The 19,365-nt window shown below is 39.5% G+C and carries 17 protein-coding genes and 1 tRNA gene; 1 reads left to right on the plus strand and 17 read right to left on the minus strand.

The genetic code is table 11. From position 1 onward, the window contains the following. Positions 1-2: 2 nt before the first annotated feature. The 11 genes from MBBTH_RS02625 to MBBTH_RS02675 form a co-directional block, all read right to left on the minus strand. Positions 3-905 carry a CBS domain-containing protein gene (locus tag MBBTH_RS02625; RefSeq protein ID WP_116591495.1) on the minus strand — a complete coding sequence of 301 codons (903 nt, stop codon included), beginning with the start codon at positions 903-905 and terminating at the stop codon, positions 3-5. 113 nt (positions 906-1,018) lie between these two features. Continuing rightward, positions 1,019-2,008, minus strand: coding sequence for an ATP phosphoribosyltransferase (hisG, locus tag MBBTH_RS02630; RefSeq protein ID WP_116591496.1), 990 nt, complete (start codon positions 2,006-2,008; stop codon positions 1,019-1,021). 65 nt (positions 2,009-2,073) lie between these two features. Further along, a complete protein-coding gene (locus MBBTH_RS02635; RefSeq protein ID WP_116591497.1) occupies positions 2,074-4,122 on the minus strand; it encodes a heavy metal translocating P-type ATPase in 2,049 nt (682 codons plus the stop codon). Positions 4,123-4,416: 294 nt separating this feature from the next. After that, the gene (locus MBBTH_RS02640) at positions 4,417-4,692 is read right to left on the minus strand and encodes a hypothetical protein (protein ID WP_116591498.1); all 276 of its coding nucleotides are present in this window, start codon (positions 4,690-4,692) and stop codon (positions 4,417-4,419) included. A gap of 9 nt (positions 4,693-4,701) precedes the next feature. Then, a complete protein-coding gene (locus MBBTH_RS02645) occupies positions 4,702-5,829 on the minus strand; it encodes a TIGR04083 family peptide-modifying radical SAM enzyme (RefSeq protein ID WP_116591499.1) in 1,128 nt (375 codons plus the stop codon). A 2-nt stretch (positions 5,830-5,831) separates the two neighbouring features. Next, on the minus strand, positions 5,832-6,041 hold the full coding sequence (locus MBBTH_RS02650) for a TIGR04165 family Cys-rich peptide (RefSeq protein WP_116591500.1): 210 nt from the start codon (positions 6,039-6,041) through the stop codon (positions 5,832-5,834). A 65-nt stretch (positions 6,042-6,106) separates the two neighbouring features. Then, complete coding sequence (locus MBBTH_RS02655) at positions 6,107-7,330, minus strand: aldo/keto reductase (protein ID WP_116591501.1); 1,224 nt, start codon at positions 7,328-7,330, stop codon at positions 6,107-6,109. Between the two features lie 54 nt (positions 7,331-7,384). After that, complete coding sequence (galU, locus tag MBBTH_RS02660; protein WP_116591502.1) at positions 7,385-8,236, minus strand: UTP--glucose-1-phosphate uridylyltransferase GalU; 852 nt, start codon at positions 8,234-8,236, stop codon at positions 7,385-7,387. 86 nt (positions 8,237-8,322) lie between these two features. Further along, positions 8,323-10,050 carry a pectate lyase-like adhesive domain-containing protein gene (locus MBBTH_RS02665; protein ID WP_133241933.1) on the minus strand — a complete coding sequence of 576 codons (1,728 nt, stop codon included), beginning with the start codon at positions 10,048-10,050 and terminating at the stop codon, positions 8,323-8,325. A 57-nt stretch (positions 10,051-10,107) separates the two neighbouring features. Beyond that, positions 10,108-10,194 (minus strand) — tRNA-Leu (locus MBBTH_RS02670). A 60-nt stretch (positions 10,195-10,254) separates the two neighbouring features. Continuing rightward, entirely contained in the window at positions 10,255-10,668 is a 414-nt protein-coding gene (locus MBBTH_RS02675) for a DUF371 domain-containing protein (protein WP_116591504.1), read from the minus strand. Positions 10,669-10,715: 47 nt separating this feature from the next. Between MBBTH_RS02675 and MBBTH_RS02680 the strand changes: the two genes are divergently transcribed. Next, on the plus strand, positions 10,716-11,141 hold the full coding sequence (locus MBBTH_RS02680) for a GIY-YIG nuclease family protein (protein ID WP_116591505.1): 426 nt from the start codon (positions 10,716-10,718) through the stop codon (positions 11,139-11,141). Here the strand turns inward: MBBTH_RS02680 and MBBTH_RS02685 are convergent. The 6 genes from MBBTH_RS02685 to MBBTH_RS02710 all read right to left on the minus strand — a co-directional run bounded on the left by MBBTH_RS02685 (position 11,131) and on the right by MBBTH_RS02710 (position 19,191). Next, the gene (locus MBBTH_RS02685) at positions 11,131-11,622 is read right to left on the minus strand and encodes a hypothetical protein (RefSeq protein ID WP_116591506.1); all 492 of its coding nucleotides are present in this window, start codon (positions 11,620-11,622) and stop codon (positions 11,131-11,133) included. The genes MBBTH_RS02680 and MBBTH_RS02685 overlap by 11 nt on opposite strands. A gap of 9 nt (positions 11,623-11,631) precedes the next feature. Then, positions 11,632-13,248, minus strand: a complete 1,617-nt coding sequence (locus MBBTH_RS02690; RefSeq protein WP_116591507.1) for a helicase HerA-like domain-containing protein — start codon at positions 13,246-13,248, stop codon at positions 11,632-11,634. Between the two features lie 6 nt (positions 13,249-13,254). Next, positions 13,255-15,843 carry a DUF5814 domain-containing protein gene (locus MBBTH_RS02695; RefSeq protein ID WP_116591508.1) on the minus strand — a complete coding sequence of 863 codons (2,589 nt, stop codon included), beginning with the start codon at positions 15,841-15,843 and terminating at the stop codon, positions 13,255-13,257. Between the two features lie 108 nt (positions 15,844-15,951). Continuing rightward, entirely contained in the window at positions 15,952-16,770 is an 819-nt protein-coding gene (locus MBBTH_RS02700; protein WP_116591578.1) for a DUF368 domain-containing protein, read from the minus strand. Positions 16,771-16,910: 140 nt separating this feature from the next. Beyond that, a complete protein-coding gene (locus MBBTH_RS02705) occupies positions 16,911-17,681 on the minus strand; it encodes an MIP/aquaporin family protein (protein ID WP_116591509.1) in 771 nt (256 codons plus the stop codon). A 10-nt stretch (positions 17,682-17,691) separates the two neighbouring features. Continuing rightward, on the minus strand, positions 17,692-19,191 hold the full coding sequence (locus MBBTH_RS02710; RefSeq protein WP_116591510.1) for a DUF2193 domain-containing protein: 1,500 nt from the start codon (positions 19,189-19,191) through the stop codon (positions 17,692-17,694). Between the last annotated feature and the right edge of the window lie 174 nt (positions 19,192-19,365).

Here is a 19,365-nt window from a genome sequence, read left to right on the forward strand (position 1 = left end):
AATTAATTGGTAATAATTGGGAATTCCTTTAGATTGGTAATGCTGTCAAGCAAATCTGTTCTTGTGACTATTCCAAGCAATGTTTGATTGTTGTCTGCAACTATCAGCCTTGAAATGGATTTCTTAAGCATTATATCGATTGCATTGGCAATTTTCAAATCCTCATTTACTATGACAACGTTTGTGGACATCAATTCACCAACTTTCTTATCCTCATTGTCATTAGCTATTGAATTTACAAGATCAGTCAGGGTGAATACTCCTATCACTTTTCCATCCTTTATTACAGGAGCCCCATCTATTTCATTATCGACCAGTTTCCTTGCTGCTTCCTTAACTGAACAGTCAACTTTAAATGACACAACATCACGGCTTGCAATGTCCCCAACAGTCTGTTTAGGAATGCTTCTAATGGTATGGGTGTCGACTAGCAGGATATTGTCCATGTCATCTCTACCTACAATTATTCCGGTCACTCCCAAATTGTTAACCGGAGTAGGACCTATCCTTATGGTATCTCCTAAATTCAAATCTTTAATGCTGCCCAATACCTTGATTGCAGCCTCACATTCACCAGGTTGTGGCACACTTGTAAACTCTATCTTTGCAACGGAAATGTCCTCTACCTTTTGGCCGTTCTTATAGATAGGCACAATTGAATCATTATCTGAAACATTGATGTTCAATGCGTGATACGCTTCAATTGTTGGTTTATATCCTCCCCTAGGCCCAGGCACTCCCTTAACCAAACCTAAGCTTCTTAAGGATTGCATCTGGTTACGTATTGTTCCAGGGTTCCTATTCATAACCTCAGCAATGTCCTCTCCCTTAATTGATTTGCCGTTAGAGGATTGATATAAATTAATCAATGTTTGTAAAATTTCCTTTTGAACAGATGTTAACATGTTATCCCCTTCGAATAATGTAATATTATTATCTTTGTCAAATATGATTTATAAAGATAATGATAAATAATGATAATTATAAAATTTTAAAAAAAAGAGAAAATGAAATGATTTTATTCAATGAGCTGTTTTAAATCATTTCTAATGATTGAAGTTGCGTCAAAGCCCTTGATTGCATCAACCATCTCAGGGAACTTTGCTTTAGGGATTAAAACGTTGATTTGTGAGAAATCAGACCCTGGAGTGATTGTAGGCTCGTCAGCACATAGCTTATTGTCAATCAGGTAATTGGAAACCTCTTCAATCTTGGTGTTTGCAATATTGAACTTGACGTCAAAGTATTTCTTGGCTGTGATTGCTCCCAACAGCTGCTCATAAATCATTTGAGCCTTGTCTAACTTTTCACCTGTACAGCTAACACCAGCATAAAGGCCCGCTGAAGAGTGAAGGATTGTTTCGATTTCCTTTAATCCTGCCTTTCTGAGGCTGCTTCCAGTTTGGGTATTGTCAACAATCAAATCCGCACCCTTTGCAATGTAAACCTCGGTTGCGCCGTCGGAGTTGATGACCTGAACCATCTCATTATCCCCATCGGTCAGACCTCTGACCTGGACAAAAGGAACTGCATCACCATAAATTTCCTGATAAGCTTCATTTTCCATGATGAATTTACGGGTTAGGTTAGGATACTCTGTGAAGCATAAGATTGGAGTTTTTCTATCCTTGTTTGCTCTGAATAAGTCTGATAAATTATTGTATGGAGAATCCTTAGGAACTGCAACTATCAAACGGGTCTTACCATAATCAAGATCACCAATTTTAACGGTGTTTGTTTCCCTCAATACAGATTCCTCTTTAATCCAATCCTCACCAACAATAGCGATGTCAATTATTCCCCTGTTCAATTCGACGGGAGTTGACTGTGGACGGGTTAAGAAAGCAATGATTTCCTCATCATTTAGGATTTCTATCTCATAGGATTCATCGCCAGGCTCATAGCCTTTAACCTCGTAACCGGCATCAACAAAGAGTTGGTAAGTGTTGCCTCTTTTTACGTTATTTAAACTTCCCTTTGGAAGTCCTAAAATTATTTTATCGTTCATATTACTACCTAAAATAAGATTATTCATTAAAATATATAATAGTTTTGATGAAAAAAAAGAAAAAATCAGTTGTGATATGGCTCACAACTTTGCCTATCCAATGCATGTTTGTGGACATGCATATGCTTTACCCCATTATCGGTTTGTATTTCATCAATGATTTTAACACCATCATGGGAATGTGAATGTTCTCCGTCATTGTGGAAATGATAATGTGAGTGTTCGACATTTTCGGAGTCAATCTTCTTGATTGAATCGTCAAAACGCCTGTCATACAGCAATGCCGCATTCAAAACGACAAGGCATGAGCCTGCATTGTGAACAATTGCTCCTGTAACAGGATTCAACAATCCTAAAACAGAACAGACAATGGCCACTGCATTGATAGTCATTGAAATGGCAATATTTGCCTTAATAGTAAATAATGTTGAATTTGAGAGTTTCTTGAGATATGGGATTTTGCCTATATCGTCACCCAAAAGCGCAATGTCAGCCGCCTCGATTGCAACGTCACTTCCAACGGATCCCATTGCAACACTTACATCAGCGGTCTTGAGTGCAGGCGCATCATTTACGCCGTCCCCTATCATACAAACTTTTTTGCCTTCGCTTTTAAGCTTTTCAATCCAGTCAAGCTTTTGTTGAGGAAGGAGGTTTCCATAAACCTTACCTATTCCCACCTGTGAAGCGAAGTAATTAGCAGTTTCTGTGTTATCTCCTGTGAGCAATATAGTCTCAGTTCCCAATTCATGCAAGTTTTCAATCATGCCTTTGGAATCTTCACGTATCACATCAGATAACCCAATCAATCCAACAACCTCGCCGTTTAATGCAACGAGTATTGAAGCTTTTCCTTCGTTTTTTAGCTGGTCTAAATAACTATCGACATTGACATCAATATCATTTTCGATTAAGAATTTGGAGTTTCCTGCATATATGGTACCATAAGAGTTATTGCATGTAACCCCTTTGCCGGGATACATTTCAAAATCTTTTGGCTCTTCAATGTCAATTTCAGCTTCTTTTGCATTATTAACAACAGCTTTAGCCAATGGATGTTCGCTTAACTTTTCACATGAGGCAGTGAGTTTAAGCAAATCCAAATCGGATAAATCCTCTTTCAAAGAGATAACATCAGAAACTTCTAGATTACCGTAAGTTAAAGTACCTGTCTTATCGAATACCAAAGTATTTAAAGCACCCAAGGTCTCCAGTGCCTCACCTGATTTAATCAATACACCATATTTTGTTGCCTGACCAATAGCAGCCATAATGGCTGTAGGAGTAGCAAGAATCAATGCACATGGACAGAACACAACCAAAACGGTTACTCCTCTTTCGATATTGCCTGTAACCAACCATGCCACGATAGCAATTATCAATGCAACAGGAACCAGCCATGTCGCCCATTTATCAGCGATTCTTTGAGTTGGAGCCTGCTTTTCATCAGCTGCCTTAACAAGATCAATCAGCTTTTGAAGTGATGAGTTCTCACCAAGACTTGTTGCCCTGATGTCAATTGCACCATACATGTTCATGGTTCCACAGAACACCTCATCTCCAACCCCCTTATCAATAGGAAGAGATTCACCAGTCATGATTGATTGGTCAAGTGATGAGGTACCGTTTATTATCTCACCGTCGACAGGTACGCTTTCACCAGGAAGTATCCTTAATGTATCACCAATCTTAATTTCATCGACAGGCACAACTTCCTCAACTCCATCAACAATTCTTCTTCCGGTTTGTGGAGTTAAATTGATGAGGTTTCTCAAACCTTTCTTAGCTCTTTCCACTGTCCAATCTTCTAAAAGAGCTCCTAACGCCATAATCCAAGCAACTTCACCTGCAGCAAATATCTCACCGATTAAAAGTGATGCAACCATAGCTATTGCAATCAATAATGCAGATGAAATCCATTTTTCACGTATCAATCTGGTCATCGCCAGGAGCAACATTGGAATACCACTGATTATTACTGTTCCCCAAGCGGGGTTCAAGTAAATCGGTGTGTCAATTCCAAAAATCATAAAAATAACTGCTATTAATAGGAATATTCCTGAAATAATGGTCATCTTTAGACCAAATAGGAAATCAGTTATTTCATCAATCACACAAAACACCTCTAAGTATTACTTTTTTTAAATTTATTTAAATACTCAGTATTACTCAAAAATTTTTTAAGGGCCTCTCCCAAAAATTTTAAAACCCATTAAAAAATTAATTCAGTAAGTACCAACAGCCAAAAAGTATTACTTTTTTTGAGTTCATTTAAATACTCAGTATTACTATTGATTATTTTAGACTACATAGTATATAAAATTATTACTTTTTTCGAGTTCATTTAAATACTCAGTATTACTTGAGAAAAAAATAGTGAAAATTATTTTACAAAAAATGTGAAAAAATCAGTCGGAAAGGATAGTCATGACCTTCCGGGCGTAAACCCTATCCTTTTCCTTTTCATCTTCAGGCAAGTCAGAAAATGGGATCATTAGCTTATCCCACTTATCCAGCCTATCTTTGACCCTTAAAACAACTTGCTGCTCCTCATCACTCAACTCAACATCTGATTTTTCAATGACTTTAAGCAATGAAGACAAATCATCAGATAACACATCCGCCCATTCGCACCATTGAACATGTTCCAATTCCGCCAATTTCTCCAATGTGTCATCATTCATAATAATCACTTATGGCTTCATTGCCAAATCCATTATGCTGAATGGATCTCCCTCTTTTCTAGGGGCAGGAGCACCCATTCCAAAAGCGGATTTGGCGAATTCCTTATTCATTCTCTTTGAAACTTCACCAAAAATCATCTTATATGCTGTGCATTGCGGATCTACAGCCTGTGGAGTCTGATATGCAACAATCGCATTGTAAGGACATCCACCCTCACAATATTTAACATATCTGCATTTCTTGCAGTTCTCATCCACATAATCCCTGAATTCCATAAGCTTTGCCCATGCATCGGATTGCTTCAAATCGTCAAAGCTTGGGTTTGTGGACACGTTGCCCAAAACATATTCAGGCATTCCGACAAAGCGGTAGCATGGATATATTGAGCCTTCCGAACCCACCGCCAAGGTGGTTCCAATGCAGTCCGCAAATGTGCATAGGGTTCCTCTTCTTCTAAGTGAGGACTTGCAGATATGGTCTAAATCCATAACAGTGAACTTATCCAAATCATATAGATACTTATCCAACCAATCGATGAGCAATTTACCGTGTTCCTCCTGGTCAAGCGCCCAAGGGTCTGCATTATCTCCTCTAAGTGACGGCAATGCAGCATGAATCTTAAGATTCATCTTTTCACTCTTAAAGAACTCATACAACTCATCTGAAAAATCCTTTGAATAATCGGTAACCGTTAAAACAAAATTAATAATCAGTCCCTTATCCTTGGCCAATCTGAACTTGGACATGGTCTTGTCAAAGTAGCCAACACCCCTCTGATAATCGTTTATTTCCTTTGGCCCATCAATGCTTGTACTTACAACCACATTGTATTCCAAAAACAGGTCTATCAACTCTTCGGTCAAAAGCCAGATGTTGCTTTGAAGTGAAAATCCTTCAAGATTGTCCAATGTGGACAGCTTCGCCAATGCTTCCTTATAGAAGTCATATCCTGCGAGCAGCGGCTCTCCACCATGGAATGTGAAATGAACCTTATCGTCCCTAAAGTCGCCTAGCCATTCAACAATCTGGTCGATTATTTCCAAATCCATCATTTCCCTTTTATTTTCAGAACCCCAACAGTATTTGCAGTTTGATGGACAGTTGAGTGTGGGGATAATCATTACATGAAATGTCATATTTAACCGTAAATTTTATTTAATTCGTTTAATAATTGTTTTTTCTCATCAGGATCCATATTTTCATTTACAAAGAATATGTAACCACAGTTTTCGCATTTTACAGTATCCATTTCTGCGTGGGACCTGTGATTGTCCAGCATTTTCCTGTGAGCTATCTTATCCTTTGAGCCACATTTCGGACATGGTGCTAATAATTCTTCAAGCTTCATTTTTTCACCTTGGTATTACTTTGGTTTTCAAAATATATAATCATATATATTCATTTTGATGACAATTAACGATTCAGGAACTTTACAATGTATTTATATGCCGGTATGCCAATGTTTTTTGCAATAGGCAATATATATTTAAGTCCTGGCAGTTCGAATTCCTTTTTGACCTTCTCAAGCTCGGAGATGATGTCAAGTTTTTGCGGACATTTCCTGAGGCATTTTCCACAGCCGTTGCACAATCCCGCATTGGCTGCACTGCCCATTATTCCTCCGACAAGCTGATAGTAATCAAGAAAAGACTGGTTTATGAAACCCTTATGGTCAAAGAGATACTTTTCATTGTATGTCTTGATGCATTCGGGAATGTTGACCCCCTGAGGGCAAGGCATGCAATATCCGCAGGTGGAACAGTTAATCCTTAATGAATTCTTCATTACTCTCTTGACGAGCTCCACGGTCTCCAGCTCCTCGAATGTCATGGACATTGGAGTTGTGGCATTGGCGATTGCAAGATTGTCATCAATCTGTTCCATTGAATTCATCCCTGAAAGGACACAGCTGACATTCCGGTTGTTTAGCACCCACTGCAGAGCCCATTGGGCAGTAGTCTTGTTGGGGTCCGCCTTTTTGAATATCTCTTCAGCTTCCTTAGGCATCTTCCCGGCAAGGATTCCTCCCTTCAACGGTTCCATCACAAAAACACCCATTCCTTTGGAGGCGGCGTATTCTATTCCCTCCACGCTGGCCTGAACATTCTCATCAAAGTAGTTGTACTGGACCATAACAACATCCCAGTCATAACCGTCGATTAGGATGTCGAATTCCTCCTTGACGCCATGATATGAAAAGCCGACATGCTTTATCTTGCCTTCTCTCTTGGCCTTGTTTAAAAAATCAATCAAGCCCCTTTTCAGCAATCTGTTGACGGTCTTCAGGTCCACTGAATGGATAAGATAATAATCAATGCAATCCCTTTGGAGGCGTTCCAGTTGCTCATCGAGGAAGTTTTCCATGTCCTCATACTTTCTGACATGAATGGAGGGAAGTTTGGTGCATATCTTTACCTTCTCCTTATATTCCCCCTGCAGAATCTCACCTAAAAACTTCTCGCTATCCCCATAAAGATAGGCTGTGTCAATGAAATTAACGCCATTATCGATTGCGTAATAGATTTGCTGTTTGGCTTTTTGTCTGTCTATCTTACCGTTTTTTAAAGGCAATCTCATTGCTCCAAAACCCAATGGAGAAACTTCATCGCCTGTCTTTTTGATTAATCTATTTTGCATAATATCAACAGCAAAAAAATAAAATAAGAAGTTGCAATGGCTTGCAACTTGAACTTAAGCTTCCCTAATCATTTCCTTCATGTATTTGATCAGGTCATCTTTTGATTCAGGGTCATCCATTGCAAATTCGATGGATGTCTTCAACCATTCGAACCTGTTACCTATGTCATAGGTTTTTCCCTCAAAAGTGACACCGTAAATGGCATCCAATTTTGACAGCGCATCGGTCAATTGGATTTCCCCTCCGACGCCAGGTTCGGTCTCATCAATCTTATCGAAAATGTCAGGTGTCAAGACATAACGACCCATTATGGCCAAATTGGAAGGTGCCTGATGAGCCAATGGCTTTTCCACCAATTTTTCAATGTTGTAAACGTTATTTTCAACTTCAGTACCCTTGATGATACCATATCTTTCCACCTTTTCCTTAGGCACAGCCTCAAGGGAAATCGCTGAAGCGCCATACTTGTCATGAACGTCAATCAGCTGCTTTGTGCATGGAACAGGACCCTTTGTGATTGAATCGCCCAAAAGCACTGCGAATGACTCGCCGCCAACATGCTTTTTGGCACAGTAAATAGCATCTCCAAGACCTCTCTGTTCCTTTTGCCTTACATAACAGATATCCGCCAAATCAGTGATTGCACGAACTTGCTTTAACCTGTCGTCCTTACCTGCACTTTGCAGGGTTTGCTCGAGTTCAAAGGATTTGTCGAAGTGGTCCTCAATGGATCTCTTATTCCTACCAGTTACAATCAGAATATCATCTATTCCTGAAGCAACTGCCTCTTCTATAACATATTGAATTGTTGGCTTGTCATAAACTGGCAACATTTCCTTAGGTTGCGCTTTAGTAGCAGGCAGGAATCTTGTACCGAAGCCTGCTGCAGGAATTACAGCTTTCATAAATTATCACCATAAACTTTTATTAATATACTTTTTAATTGAATTCTTATAAATAGATTAGTAATTTGAAAAAAAGGAAAATAGGGTTATTTTCTGACTGTAATCCTGTTTGAATTTGTTAATCCTTTGTAAGTTGTTTTAATCTTATATTTTCCCACTTTCAATTTTTTTGGGATTTTGAAAATAGCTATTCCCTTTTTGTTGGTTTTTAGTTTATATGTCTTGCCTTTGAATTTGACTTTAACCAATTGATTTTTATATGCCTTTCCCTTAGAGTTAAGGACTTTGATTTTGAATTTAGCTGATTTCTTAACTTTTTTAGATTTGTTTTTAGTTATCAAAGTTGTCTTGACGGTTATCTTATTCTTAACCTTCACATCTTCAAACTTGGTGATTACTGTGTATTTGCCGGGTTTCATGTTGATTTTTAAAGTGGCATATCCACTCTTGTCGGTTCTGACCTTGTATGTATTCTTGCCAATTGTGAAGTTGACGAATTTGCCGACAGCCGGTTTTCCATCGGCACCATAGACACGCACCTTGAATTGTTTGGATTGCTTATAATACTTGACAAGGTTTTTAGAAACTATTTTGGTTTTGGGAACTATTTTGACTTCCAGTTTCCCCTTGCTGAATGACAATTGGACAAAGCCGTCACGGTCCGCTGTCACGGTGACATTGCCTGGGATGTCCAATTCTGTGAACTCTGATAAGCTTCCATCATTTCCCAATAATAGGACATTGGATTTCACTACAATAATGTCCCCTTTCTTAACAAAGTCCTGATTATAAGAAGCATTCAAAACAATCCAGTTATGGAGATTGCTGATCTTATCTATTTTTGTATCAGGCAATATGTCTCCCCAGAAATTGTAGTCAGCAACAACATTTCCGGAATATGGATAAAGAGGACATCCCTCTGAACTTAGCAGGAATGAGTATTTAATAAGTCCGTTTTCACCAAACCACATTATGTCCCTTCCGAAAATACTTCCTGAATTGACGAATTTGGAGTAGAGTATTGTGCCGTTTTCACCAATCCAACAGATGGCGGCTCCTGCCCAGGCATCATTTTCATAGAATTCACTTTCCAGAACTTTACCTAATGAGCCTCTCCAACATATTGCTCCTCCGTAATTCGGATATCCCACACCGTTATTTTTAAATATGCACCTGAAAACGGTTCCGTTTGTAGCATTCCATACTATTGCTCCGCCTTCATTGACCTTGGCTCCCATCGGTCTGAGCCTATACGTATGGATTTCAATTCCATTCACATCAATCCAGACCTCTTCCTTGTCGAATGGGTCATCCTCTATTCCGCTGCCGTAATTATTTGTAAAATTGCAGTTTTCAACTGCTCCATTGGCCCCATTCCAGTAGATCGCACCACCTCCGGCACTATTTGAAAAATATCTTCCATAGGCATTTCCATTCACGAAATTGATATTCTTCAGTGTGACGTTATCTGCGGTGACATTAAACATTCTTGATGCCTTTTTTCCGTCCAGGGTATGGCCTGCCCCATCAATAGTGATTGATTTTGAAATCATGATTCCCTTATTTGAACCGTTTCTGTATTCATAGTCACAATCAAGGACCAATATTCCATTTTCAGGGGTTTCATTGATTTTTGCAGACAAATCATCGAAAGTGGAAACATTGCTTTGCACCACATCCTGCTCAGCAGGATATGTTGTGTTGGCGTCACTGGCAACATCTGATGCGTTGACTGTGGAGATGACTAAAAAGCCTAAAATCAATATTAAAATTCCCAAACAGATTTTAGATAAATTGCTTGATATCCGAAACATGTGTTAATATTAGTTAAGCAAATATTTTAAAAGTTTCTAAAAAAAGTTTTATATAAATGGTGCGGGGGACGGGACTTGAACCCGCGAAGGGACTGACCCACTAGGCCCTCAACCTAGCGCCTTTGACCGCTCGACCACCCCCGCATAATAACAAAAGTAGTTATAAAAAAATATATTTCTCAAGTTATATATAGTTAACTATTTTTAGCATAATTTTATAGTTACATCCATAACTTTTTCATTTTTTAAATCCTCAATCAGGTCACTGTCAAGATCCTTGGCTGCCTTGTCCGCATGAATCATCAGAGTGCGTGAGCATGTGTAGTCGCTGGTTCTGCACACAATGTCTGTCGGATGAGTCAGGGTCAGGTCCTCATGGCCAAAACCGTTGATTTCATCATGACCGTTCTCCGTATCAAGCATTACCTTAATTCTTGTGTTGGAATCGGCTATCTTGTCCTTAAACTCCTGTGGAAAGTTCAGCATTGACTTGTCTGCTGATGTTCCGACAATGCAATCTGCAGTCGGGCCGATTTCAACATCCTTTGTTATCTCAAATGTTGATTTGTGTAGGGAAGTCACATTCCTATGGCCCCTGCTTTTAAGTTTGAAAATCATAAATATAATTAGATTGAGAAAACTAATAAAATTTTTCATGTGAGAATATGAAGGGATGCTATTGCCTGGTAATATACATTAAGAAAAAATCCGAAATAGGAATTGGAAAAAAACTAGGAGTTCTTGAATTCAAAAAGGGAATCTATGTATATGTGGGTTCAGCAATGAATTCACTGGAAGCACGACTAAACAGACATTTAAGTGACAGCAAAAAACTACATTGGCATGTGGACTACCTTTTAAAAGAGGACAACTGTAAAATAATAGACATTATCTATAACATTGACAAGAAGGTGGAATGCGATATATCTCAACACCTTAAAACACATGCAGTTGGAATAAAAAATTTCGGATGTTCAGACTGCAACTGCGAAAGCCACCTTTATTTTTTCAAAAATAGAAGTGAAGCTATTGAACATGTGAAAAATGCATATGATTCAATAGCCATCGAATGCAATTTCCTTAAAATATGAAACCTTTCTTTTTCTTGTGCCTATATGAAATCTCAAATGAGTTGAGTGCAATCTCCTTCAGGACTTCAGCATCACTGTCGCTGATTCCGACAATGTCTTCCCATTTCCTTTCAAGATCGGATATTTCATCTAGAATTTTAATGCCTTCAGAAGTTAATGTGCAATCATATTCGAGCCCGTTGTTTGGTTGCTTATCAACCTCCACCAGACCCAATTTGGCAAGCTTCTCATATTTTTTCAAATACAGACCCAAATGAAGATTGAAAAGATCATCCTTTTTTGCCTTTTCAAATTGCTTTATTCTGATTTTTTTATGATGCGGCTTTTCATGCTTTTTGACCTGCTTTAGGAGCTTAATCTGACTTTCATGCAAAAATATGCTCAGGTTTTCCCTTACATAAGTCATTTTAGACTCTTCGATAACCCCTATCAAAGCTGAGGCAGGCATCTTAGCTATAGCATCTTTATGGGGATGTGCCATCCAGTCACCTCATTTCATATTTCCGAATATTCCCCTCATGATTCCTTTTGTAACCTCACGAGTAACTGTTGAGGCCGCTTGTGTAGCTGCCCTTTCAACAACCTTTTGAGTAGTGGTCTTTTTGGCCCTTCCACCTTTTGTTTGCTGTTGGCCTGCAAGGACAGTTCCTAAAATTCCACCGATAACATCAACAGCTCCAGGCTGTTGAGGTTGTTCCGGAGCAGCTTCAGATTCTACTGTTTCTACAGGTTCTGCAGGAGCAGGTGCCTGTTGGGCTTGAGCCTTTACCTCCTCAATTACTTCAGGTGCCACTTCACTTTCCATGTTCGGATTCTCATTAATCTTATTCAATAACAATTCATAAGCGGACTCAGCATCCAATGCCTGAGCGTATTTTCCTTTTAATGTGGAAATGTCAATCAGTTGCTGTCTCAATTCATCCTCAATGGCTCCAATGTGGCTTTGTGGAGGCACAATATCCACCTGTTCAACAACAGTAGGAACACCTTTCTCATCCAGTACGGACACAAGTGCCTGACCGATTCCCAAGTTGGAAATCACTTCGGCAGTATCGAAGTCAGGGTTTGCCCTGAATGTTTCTGCAGCCACCTTAACCGCCTTTTGGTCTTTTGGAGTGTATGCGTGAAGTGCGTGTTGAACACGATTACCCAATTGTGCCAATACATCATCAGGAATGTCTGCAGGAGATTGTGAGATGAAGTATACTCCAACTCCTTTTGACCTAATCAGCCTTACAATCTGTTCGATTTTTTTGGCGAATTCAGGAGACATGTCATCGAATAGCAAGTGGGCTTCATCAAAGAAGAATACGAATTTAGGCTTGTCCATGTCTCCCACTTCAGGCATTGTTTCAAATAATGTGGACAGCATCCAAAGCAGGAATGTTGAGTAGATTTCAGGTGATAGAGATAGCTTTTGAGCATCCAGAATGTTGATAATTCCCATACCATTGTCATCTAGCTGCATGAAGTCACCGAGTTCAAGCGCAGGTTCTCCGAAGAAATCGTTACCGCCTTGGTCTTCAAGTGTGATTAGGCTTCTGAGTATTGTGTTGGCTGACTTATCGGCAATGGCACCGTATTCACCTTCAAACTGTGCTTTGTTTTCAACGACATAATTAATCATTGATTTCAAGTCTTTAAGGTCGATTATTGGAAGGCAGTGCTCATCTGCCACTTTAAATACAATGTTCAATACTCCTGATTGAGCTTCTGACAAGTTTAATATTTTTGAAAGCAATACAGGACCCATTTCTGATAATGTTACTCTTATCGGAAGTCCTTTTTCACCGAAAAGATCCCAGAATTCAACAGGATATTCCTTGAACTTGAATCCCTTAGCGTCAAGACCGTATTTTTCCCTGTTTTTAGTGATGAAATCGTTTCCGGAACCTATTTTTGCAAGTCCGGAGATGTCCCCTTTCATGTCCGCTAAAAATACAGGAACCCCCAAATCAGAAAAGGATTCTGCAAGTACCTTTAAGGTAACGGTCTTACCAGTTCCTGTTGCTCCGGCTATTAAACCGTGACGGTTAGCCAGTTTCGGTAATAAAAACACGTCAGTATTTTCATTACAGCCTATTAATATTTTTTCTTCGGTATACATTGATGTTCACCCATTTTCTATTTTCTTAATTAAATAATTAGTTTTTTTAACTATATTATTCTTATTGTAAGCCTGAGCAATTCTCTTGATTGCATCCAGATTTTTCACAAAATTATCCAGCCATGAGAAAATGTCTCCAGGATAGATTTGAATCTGATATTTTCGAAACAGCTTGTTTGATATGTCCTGCGGATCCTTTCCCTTTAGCCTTTCATGGACAATTACCTCTGATATTCCCCTCTGCAGGCATTGGCAGAACGGCCTGTCCTGGCATCTGCACTGCATGAAGTCTGACTGTATCCTGATTAGCGCTTCCTGGAATTTCTTGTCCACCTTGTCTATTGCCTCACCACTTGATATGATATCCAATGTGGATTCCGCAAATAATCTTGTTGAAAACTTGATTTTTAAGGCATTGGATATCTGGTTGTGAATGACGCTTGAGAGATATGCATTTTCAAACATCTCCAAATCCATTGCCATTGCCAATATCAATACCTTCAGCTTGTCATACTTGTCCTTTTTCTTGTACATCGGAGAGTGTCCGACATAATGCTTCAGGTAATTTCTATCGTTTAATGTATTTTTGATGAATTCTGCATCGGCTATTGATAGGAATGAGACTGATGCTGCCCTTCCATATTTTGTAACTTCCAATCTGTTTGACATCCTGTTTATAAGCTCCAGGTTCTCCATCTCGTCAATGGCAATCTTGATGCTTATTGGAACATCGATATTCTCATAAAACCCGTTCAGCTCATCCATTGTCCTGATGGAAGTCGATGAGATGTCCGCCAGAATCTGCTCATATGCTGATTCCTCATCATATTCAATGTAGACGTCATCGCTGTTGCTCTCCAAAAGGTCCAGCGCCATTGCCTCTTCCGATTCGCCTGCAAAGTCATTTCCCACTTCAGGCAGAAGATAGACGATACCTCTATCGTGATATGAAGGCCTTCCGGCACGGCCAAGCATCTGTGCAAACTCATTCGGGTTGATCCACTTGTTTCCCATCACAAGTGAGTCGAATATTACCTGTGATGCGGGGAAATCCACACCTGCGGCAAGGGCAGCGGTCGTTACCACACATGAAATCTTTCCCTTGTCGAAGTCCTTTTCGATCTTTTCCTTCTTGTAGTATGACAGCCCCGCATGGTATGCCTGGGCATTGACATGCTTATTCATCAGGAAGTTGGCAATCTGATGGGTTTTTCGCCTTGAACTGGTAAATATGATAGTTTGTCCACGGTATCCCTTCTTGGATTTTGTGTTGAATTCCCTCTTTACGAGCTTCTGCATGATATGGCGCTTTTGGGCTTCATTTCTGACATACACTAGATGCCTTTCCAGAGGAACCGGCCTTTCGGAATACTCGACCAGCTTCATGTTGAACTCCTCTGCCAAAAATTCAGGGTTCTTTACAGTAGCTGAAAGCCCAATTACCTGAGTTTTGGGATACAGATGTTTGACACGTTTGATCAGACCGTTCAGGCGTGTTCCACGGTCCTCATCATCGATCATGTGAATCTCATCTATCAGAACGACACCCAAATTGGACAATGACTTGGAGTTGCCGTTTCTTAGAAGATAGTCAATCCCCTCATATGTTGCAACGACGATATCTGCCTTTGAGACATCGGAATCCGGAAGTTTAAGCTCCCCTTTTGCCTTTACACGGTTTCTTCCAACCTTGATTGCCACCTTCAATCCCAATTTTGAGTATTTCTTTTTGAAATCATGGTATTTCTGATTTGCCAAAGCCACCAACGGCGTTAGGAAAACGAATTTCCTGCCTTTTAAGGCCTGTGTGATACCTGCAAGCTCACCTACCAGTGTCTTTCCGGAACCGGTTGCACTTACAACAAGCAAATCCTCACCCTTCAAAAGACCTTCCTTAATGGCCAAATACTGAACGGGAAGCAAATTAGTGTTTCCGGAATCCAAAAGAATCTTTTTGAATTCCTTATCGATTTTCAATCGTTTCATGTCAATTGGGGGAATGATATGCTTGGACTTCTTGGTCTTGTCGAAGAGTGTCAGTTTCCTGTTCTTCAGCGGGTCAAAATGAGGGTCAAGAACGGACAATGTCTTTTCCAGACTGCCTGTCTTTTCCAATGTGGATTTTAGATTTCTGAAAATCTTTTTATCAAAGCCCTGAAGCTTGATTTCATGCTTTATTGTGTCAAATGCACAATCCTTACAGATCAGCTGATTGTGATATTTGTATGAGAAATCGGAGTTTACTATTGTGATGTTTCCCTCATAGGCACAATAGTCGCAGACTTGAGTGTGCCTGACCTTGATGTTGAGTGACTTCAGGAATCTTTCCACCTTCTCGTCCTTGGTTGCAAGGAAAACGGCCTGGCTTCTCAAAAGCTTTATCACCTCTCCCGGAGGCATCAATTTCTCATTTAAAGTGGAGTTGTCCTTGAAATTATAATCCGCCACAAATCTGGAAATGGATAATGTGTCGCCTTCATCACTGAACTTGATGTTTCCGACAAATTCGGGTTCCCTCTTATGATTCAGGGCATTTTTCGGAGAACCTATAGGATATAATCTCCACTGTTTTTTAATCTTTTTTAAAACTAGCATTGTATTTTAAATATATTCTTAATTGTTAATAAATCTTGAACCTCTCCGGCTTGTAGAAGCCGGAGAATTCTTGCACAATAAAGTTAAAAAAAAAGTAATTGAATTTGATTACTCCATGTAATCAAATCTGGTTTCCAATACAATAATCAATATGAATCCAATTACCGCAACGACAACACATGGCAACAGTGCAGACAGACCAGCGCCAACGGAACCTGCAATCTGTACGGCGGGAACCTTTAATGACCCGAGCATTACACCAATCAGAAATGCCATTGTGATTTCCTCATAATTCTTAAGCAGGTAATTGAGTATTTTTGAAAATCCGAGAATACCAATAACTGCACCAACGACAAAAACAATTAACTCCACAAAATGAAGCTCATGAAGTGCGGTCAACATGTATTGATACTGTCCAAGCAACAACAACAGGAATGATCCTGAAATACCCGGCAAAATCATTGCACAAATAGCTATCATTCCTGAAATGAAGAGCACTATCAGTGAATGGTCACCGGCTATCGGATTTAGGCTTACGAATATGTAAGTCAGGATTAATCCAACAATCGCTGCAATCACATGCTTGATGTTGATTTTCTCTATTTTCCTGAATAAAATGACCGCTGAAGCAATAATCAATCCTAAAAAGAATGAGAATGTCAATGCGGTGTGCACTTCCATACAGTATGTAACCACTTTTGCAAGGGTCAGGAATGCAACCCCAATACCCAAAATTAACGGGATGAAGAATTTGAAATCAATTTCATCAAGAAGACCATTCCAAAATCCTTTTAAATCCCCTTTAATTAACGGCTTTAGAAATCCGAATTTTATGTTACTTATTGCCTCAATCAAATGACCGTAAATTCCGGTAATCAGCGCAATTGTCCCACCTGAAACTCCCGGAACAATATCCGCCGAACCCATGAAAAGTCCACGAATGAATATTAAAAAAGCTTCCTTAATGTCAAAACTCAATTTATCACCTTATTAATGATAATTTGGTTAATCTATTTTAAATATGTTATTGAAAAAAAAAGAAAAAAAGTGAGAATAATTCCTTAGAATTATTCATCGTTGAAAAACGGTTGTGGGAGTTCGCAAACTCCACTGTCTTTTGCAAGATATGCATATGCGAATGCCGCACAGATTGCTCCTAAAATAGGTCCAACCAAGTATATTGGGAAGAATCCCCAGAGGTTGGCTCCTCCTAAAAGCATGTCCATCAGGTATGGTCCGAATGTACGTGCAGGGTTGATTGAAGCTCCGGTGAATGCACCTAAAACCACGATAACCGCTGCGACGGTCATACCGATTGATATGCCTGCAAAACCAGGTTCTGCTTTCTTGTCAACAGCAACACCCATGACTACCATCATGAGGAAGAATGTTCCAAGGAATTCCGCAAACATAGCCTGCATGTAACTTACGCCAAGTCCTGGTGCTGTTGCACCCAGTCCTCCAATAGTTACTGCTGGAGCGCCAAGGCATAAGAACAGACATAGGCTTCCTAAACATGCACCGATGACTTGTGCAACTATATAATAGATACTGTCAACCAATGCAATGTTTTTGGTTACTAAAAGCCCAATTGTTACAGCCGGATTCAGGTGTGCTCCTGATATCTTACCGAACACATAGATACATATCATTACAGTCAGACCGAATGCCAAAGCTATGGCAATCCAGTCGCCGAGTCCGCCTAAAGGCCCAATTCCTGTGGCACCTGCAGCCTCTGTAATCAGAAGTGTCACTACAGCTGAACCTGTACCGAAAAATACAAGGAAGAATGTTCCCAGAAGTTCTGCAAAGAATTTTTTCCTTATGTTACAAGTCATGTTAACTCACCTATACAGCTTCTCTCCATTGACAGTATTCGTGTTTGTTGTCCACAAGTGAAGCAGCAGCACAGTTTTTACATCCCCTTACAGGAGATCCAGGTGCTTCCTTGTTAAGTGCAATGATATTTGTCATCATGGTTGCTGTAATTGGTTCTGAAGTTAATAGACATGGGTAGTCTGCCAATCTCATGAGTGATGAGAATCTTACTGTAATAGCGCATGCAGGGTAAGTGTATCTTTGTGGATTCATTACGGTTTCACTAGCTAAAATAGGACTTAAGTCAACGTCAAATCCATTGATTTTAGGCACTAACTCTCCACCGGTACCTGCTCTGAATTTTCTGGCACCGCTAATTGCATTGAATCCTCTGTAAATCATGTCCATGAAGTCACAGTTATGTAACTCGGCAGCAGCACCTCTTGTTGGATATTGCTGTACAAAGTTGTGGAACCTTTTGGAGAACAAGTCAACTACCATAGGTGCATTGAATCCGTCTAATTCCAATATGAATTCAGTGGCACAAGCGGATGAACCTGTAGATAATTTGAGAACATCAAATGCGGTTTTATAATTATCTAAGTTTCCTCTTAATGTTGCATCAATTACTTCAGCAGTTGCTTGAACAATTGCCAAGGTCATGTCATCCTTACACATGTTGTAAGTGGATTGACCGATGTGGTGTCCTATATCTCCAACACAGTATGCAGGGACAGTTACAATGTTACCATAGTGCACTCCATCATCCATTGCTGCTTTAACGACTGGAGTCATTGCCTTTTTATATTTGTTCATGTAATCCCTTACATCAAAAGATGAATGGTCCGCATCATCCATTAATTTGCCTTGTCCTTCAATAGGTGTTTTGTAAATCATTTGAAGGGCGGCAATTTCCTTTTCAGTTGCTTCAGCTGCTGTTGCGCCCGCTTCAATTGCATTTGCAAATGCGTCACCAACACCATAGGAGGTATTCATACCCCATGACTTGGCTGAAAGGATAGCTTGCTTGTGAGCAACTGGAATGTCTGTTTTTTGCAATATTTGATTTACCACATTACTGGTACTTCCAGGCATCAATGCAAAGTCAACCACACAGGTTGGTCCATAAAATCCACCATATCTTCTAATGGACTCTTTAGAGATTAGTGCTTCGCTATCTGCAATAGCTTGGATGAACTTATCCAAACTGTCAGCGAACTCACCGTCTTCTTCACATAAAATCTCTAAAACAGGCGGGGTCTGGAAATGTTCAATGAATGGGTCATCTTCACATTTCAAGGTGTCTGTAATGGAAGATAAAATCTCAAAATGGTTTTTAACTGATTCTTTGTGTAAGTTAATTACTGATTCTGCTTGACCATCAATTGCTTTCATGCCAGCCACAGCATCAGCGTATGGTTTGGCATCAGTAATTTTAAAGTCATTATACCTATTTTCTGATATAACTGCAACGTCAGCCTTTTGAGCTGCCATTGACTCGTTAATCATCTTTTCATATAACTCTCTCATTTTTATCACCTAGGCAAAAAGAGTATAATGAGCATACTCTTCGATGATAATAGATTATTCACCATATTATTTAAATCTGTTTAAATAATTTTTAAAAACAAGAAAGTAGTTAATAGATGTTTAAATAATTAAAAAATTATTGAATGAAATTAAAAATTAAAAAGGAAGGGATAT

Origin of the sequence: Methanobrevibacter thaueri, from assembly GCF_003111625.1 — an archaeon.
GTDB lineage: Archaea > Methanobacteriota > Methanobacteria > Methanobacteriales > Methanobacteriaceae > Methanocatella > Methanocatella thaueri.

Excerpts from the sequence above, each read along its gene's own strand:
- MBBTH_RS02700 (WP_116591578.1), bottom strand. The coding sequence starts at position 16,770 with ATGGGTTCGGCGGATATTGTTCCGGGAGTTTCAGGTGGGACAATTGCG.
- MBBTH_RS02710 (WP_116591510.1), bottom strand. The coding sequence starts at position 19,191 with ATGAGAGAGTTATATGAAAAGATGATTAACGAGTCAATGGCAGCTCAA.
- MBBTH_RS02680 (WP_116591505.1), top strand. The coding sequence starts at position 10,716 with ATGAAGGGATGCTATTGCCTGGTAATATACATTAAGAAAAAATCCGAA.
- galU (WP_116591502.1), bottom strand. The coding sequence starts at position 8,236 with ATGAAAGCTGTAATTCCTGCAGCAGGCTTCGGTACAAGATTCCTGCCT.
- MBBTH_RS02690 (WP_116591507.1), bottom strand. The coding sequence starts at position 13,248 with ATGTATACCGAAGAAAAAATATTAATAGGCTGTAATGAAAATACTGAC.
- MBBTH_RS02675 (WP_116591504.1), bottom strand. The coding sequence starts at position 10,668 with ATGATTTTCAAACTTAAAAGCAGGGGCCATAGGAATGTGACTTCCCTA.
- MBBTH_RS02655 (WP_116591501.1), bottom strand. The coding sequence starts at position 7,330 with ATGCAAAATAGATTAATCAAAAAGACAGGCGATGAAGTTTCTCCATTG.
- MBBTH_RS02645 (WP_116591499.1), bottom strand. The coding sequence starts at position 5,829 with ATGACATTTCATGTAATGATTATCCCCACACTCAACTGTCCATCAAAC.
- MBBTH_RS02695 (WP_116591508.1), bottom strand. The coding sequence starts at position 15,843 with ATGCTAGTTTTAAAAAAGATTAAAAAACAGTGGAGATTATATCCTATA.
- hisG (WP_116591496.1), bottom strand. The coding sequence starts at position 2,008 with ATGAACGATAAAATAATTTTAGGACTTCCAAAGGGAAGTTTAAATAAC.
- MBBTH_RS02625 (WP_116591495.1), bottom strand. The coding sequence starts at position 905 with ATGTTAACATCTGTTCAAAAGGAAATTTTACAAACATTGATTAATTTA.
- MBBTH_RS02705 (WP_116591509.1), bottom strand. The coding sequence starts at position 17,681 with ATGACTTGTAACATAAGGAAAAAATTCTTTGCAGAACTTCTGGGAACA.
- MBBTH_RS02685 (WP_116591506.1), bottom strand. The coding sequence starts at position 11,622 with ATGGCACATCCCCATAAAGATGCTATAGCTAAGATGCCTGCCTCAGCT.
- MBBTH_RS02640 (WP_116591498.1), bottom strand. The coding sequence starts at position 4,692 with ATGAATGATGACACATTGGAGAAATTGGCGGAATTGGAACATGTTCAA.
- MBBTH_RS02665 (WP_133241933.1), bottom strand. The coding sequence starts at position 10,050 with ATGTTTCGGATATCAAGCAATTTATCTAAAATCTGTTTGGGAATTTTA.
- MBBTH_RS02650 (WP_116591500.1), bottom strand. The coding sequence starts at position 6,041 with ATGAAGCTTGAAGAATTATTAGCACCATGTCCGAAATGTGGCTCAAAG.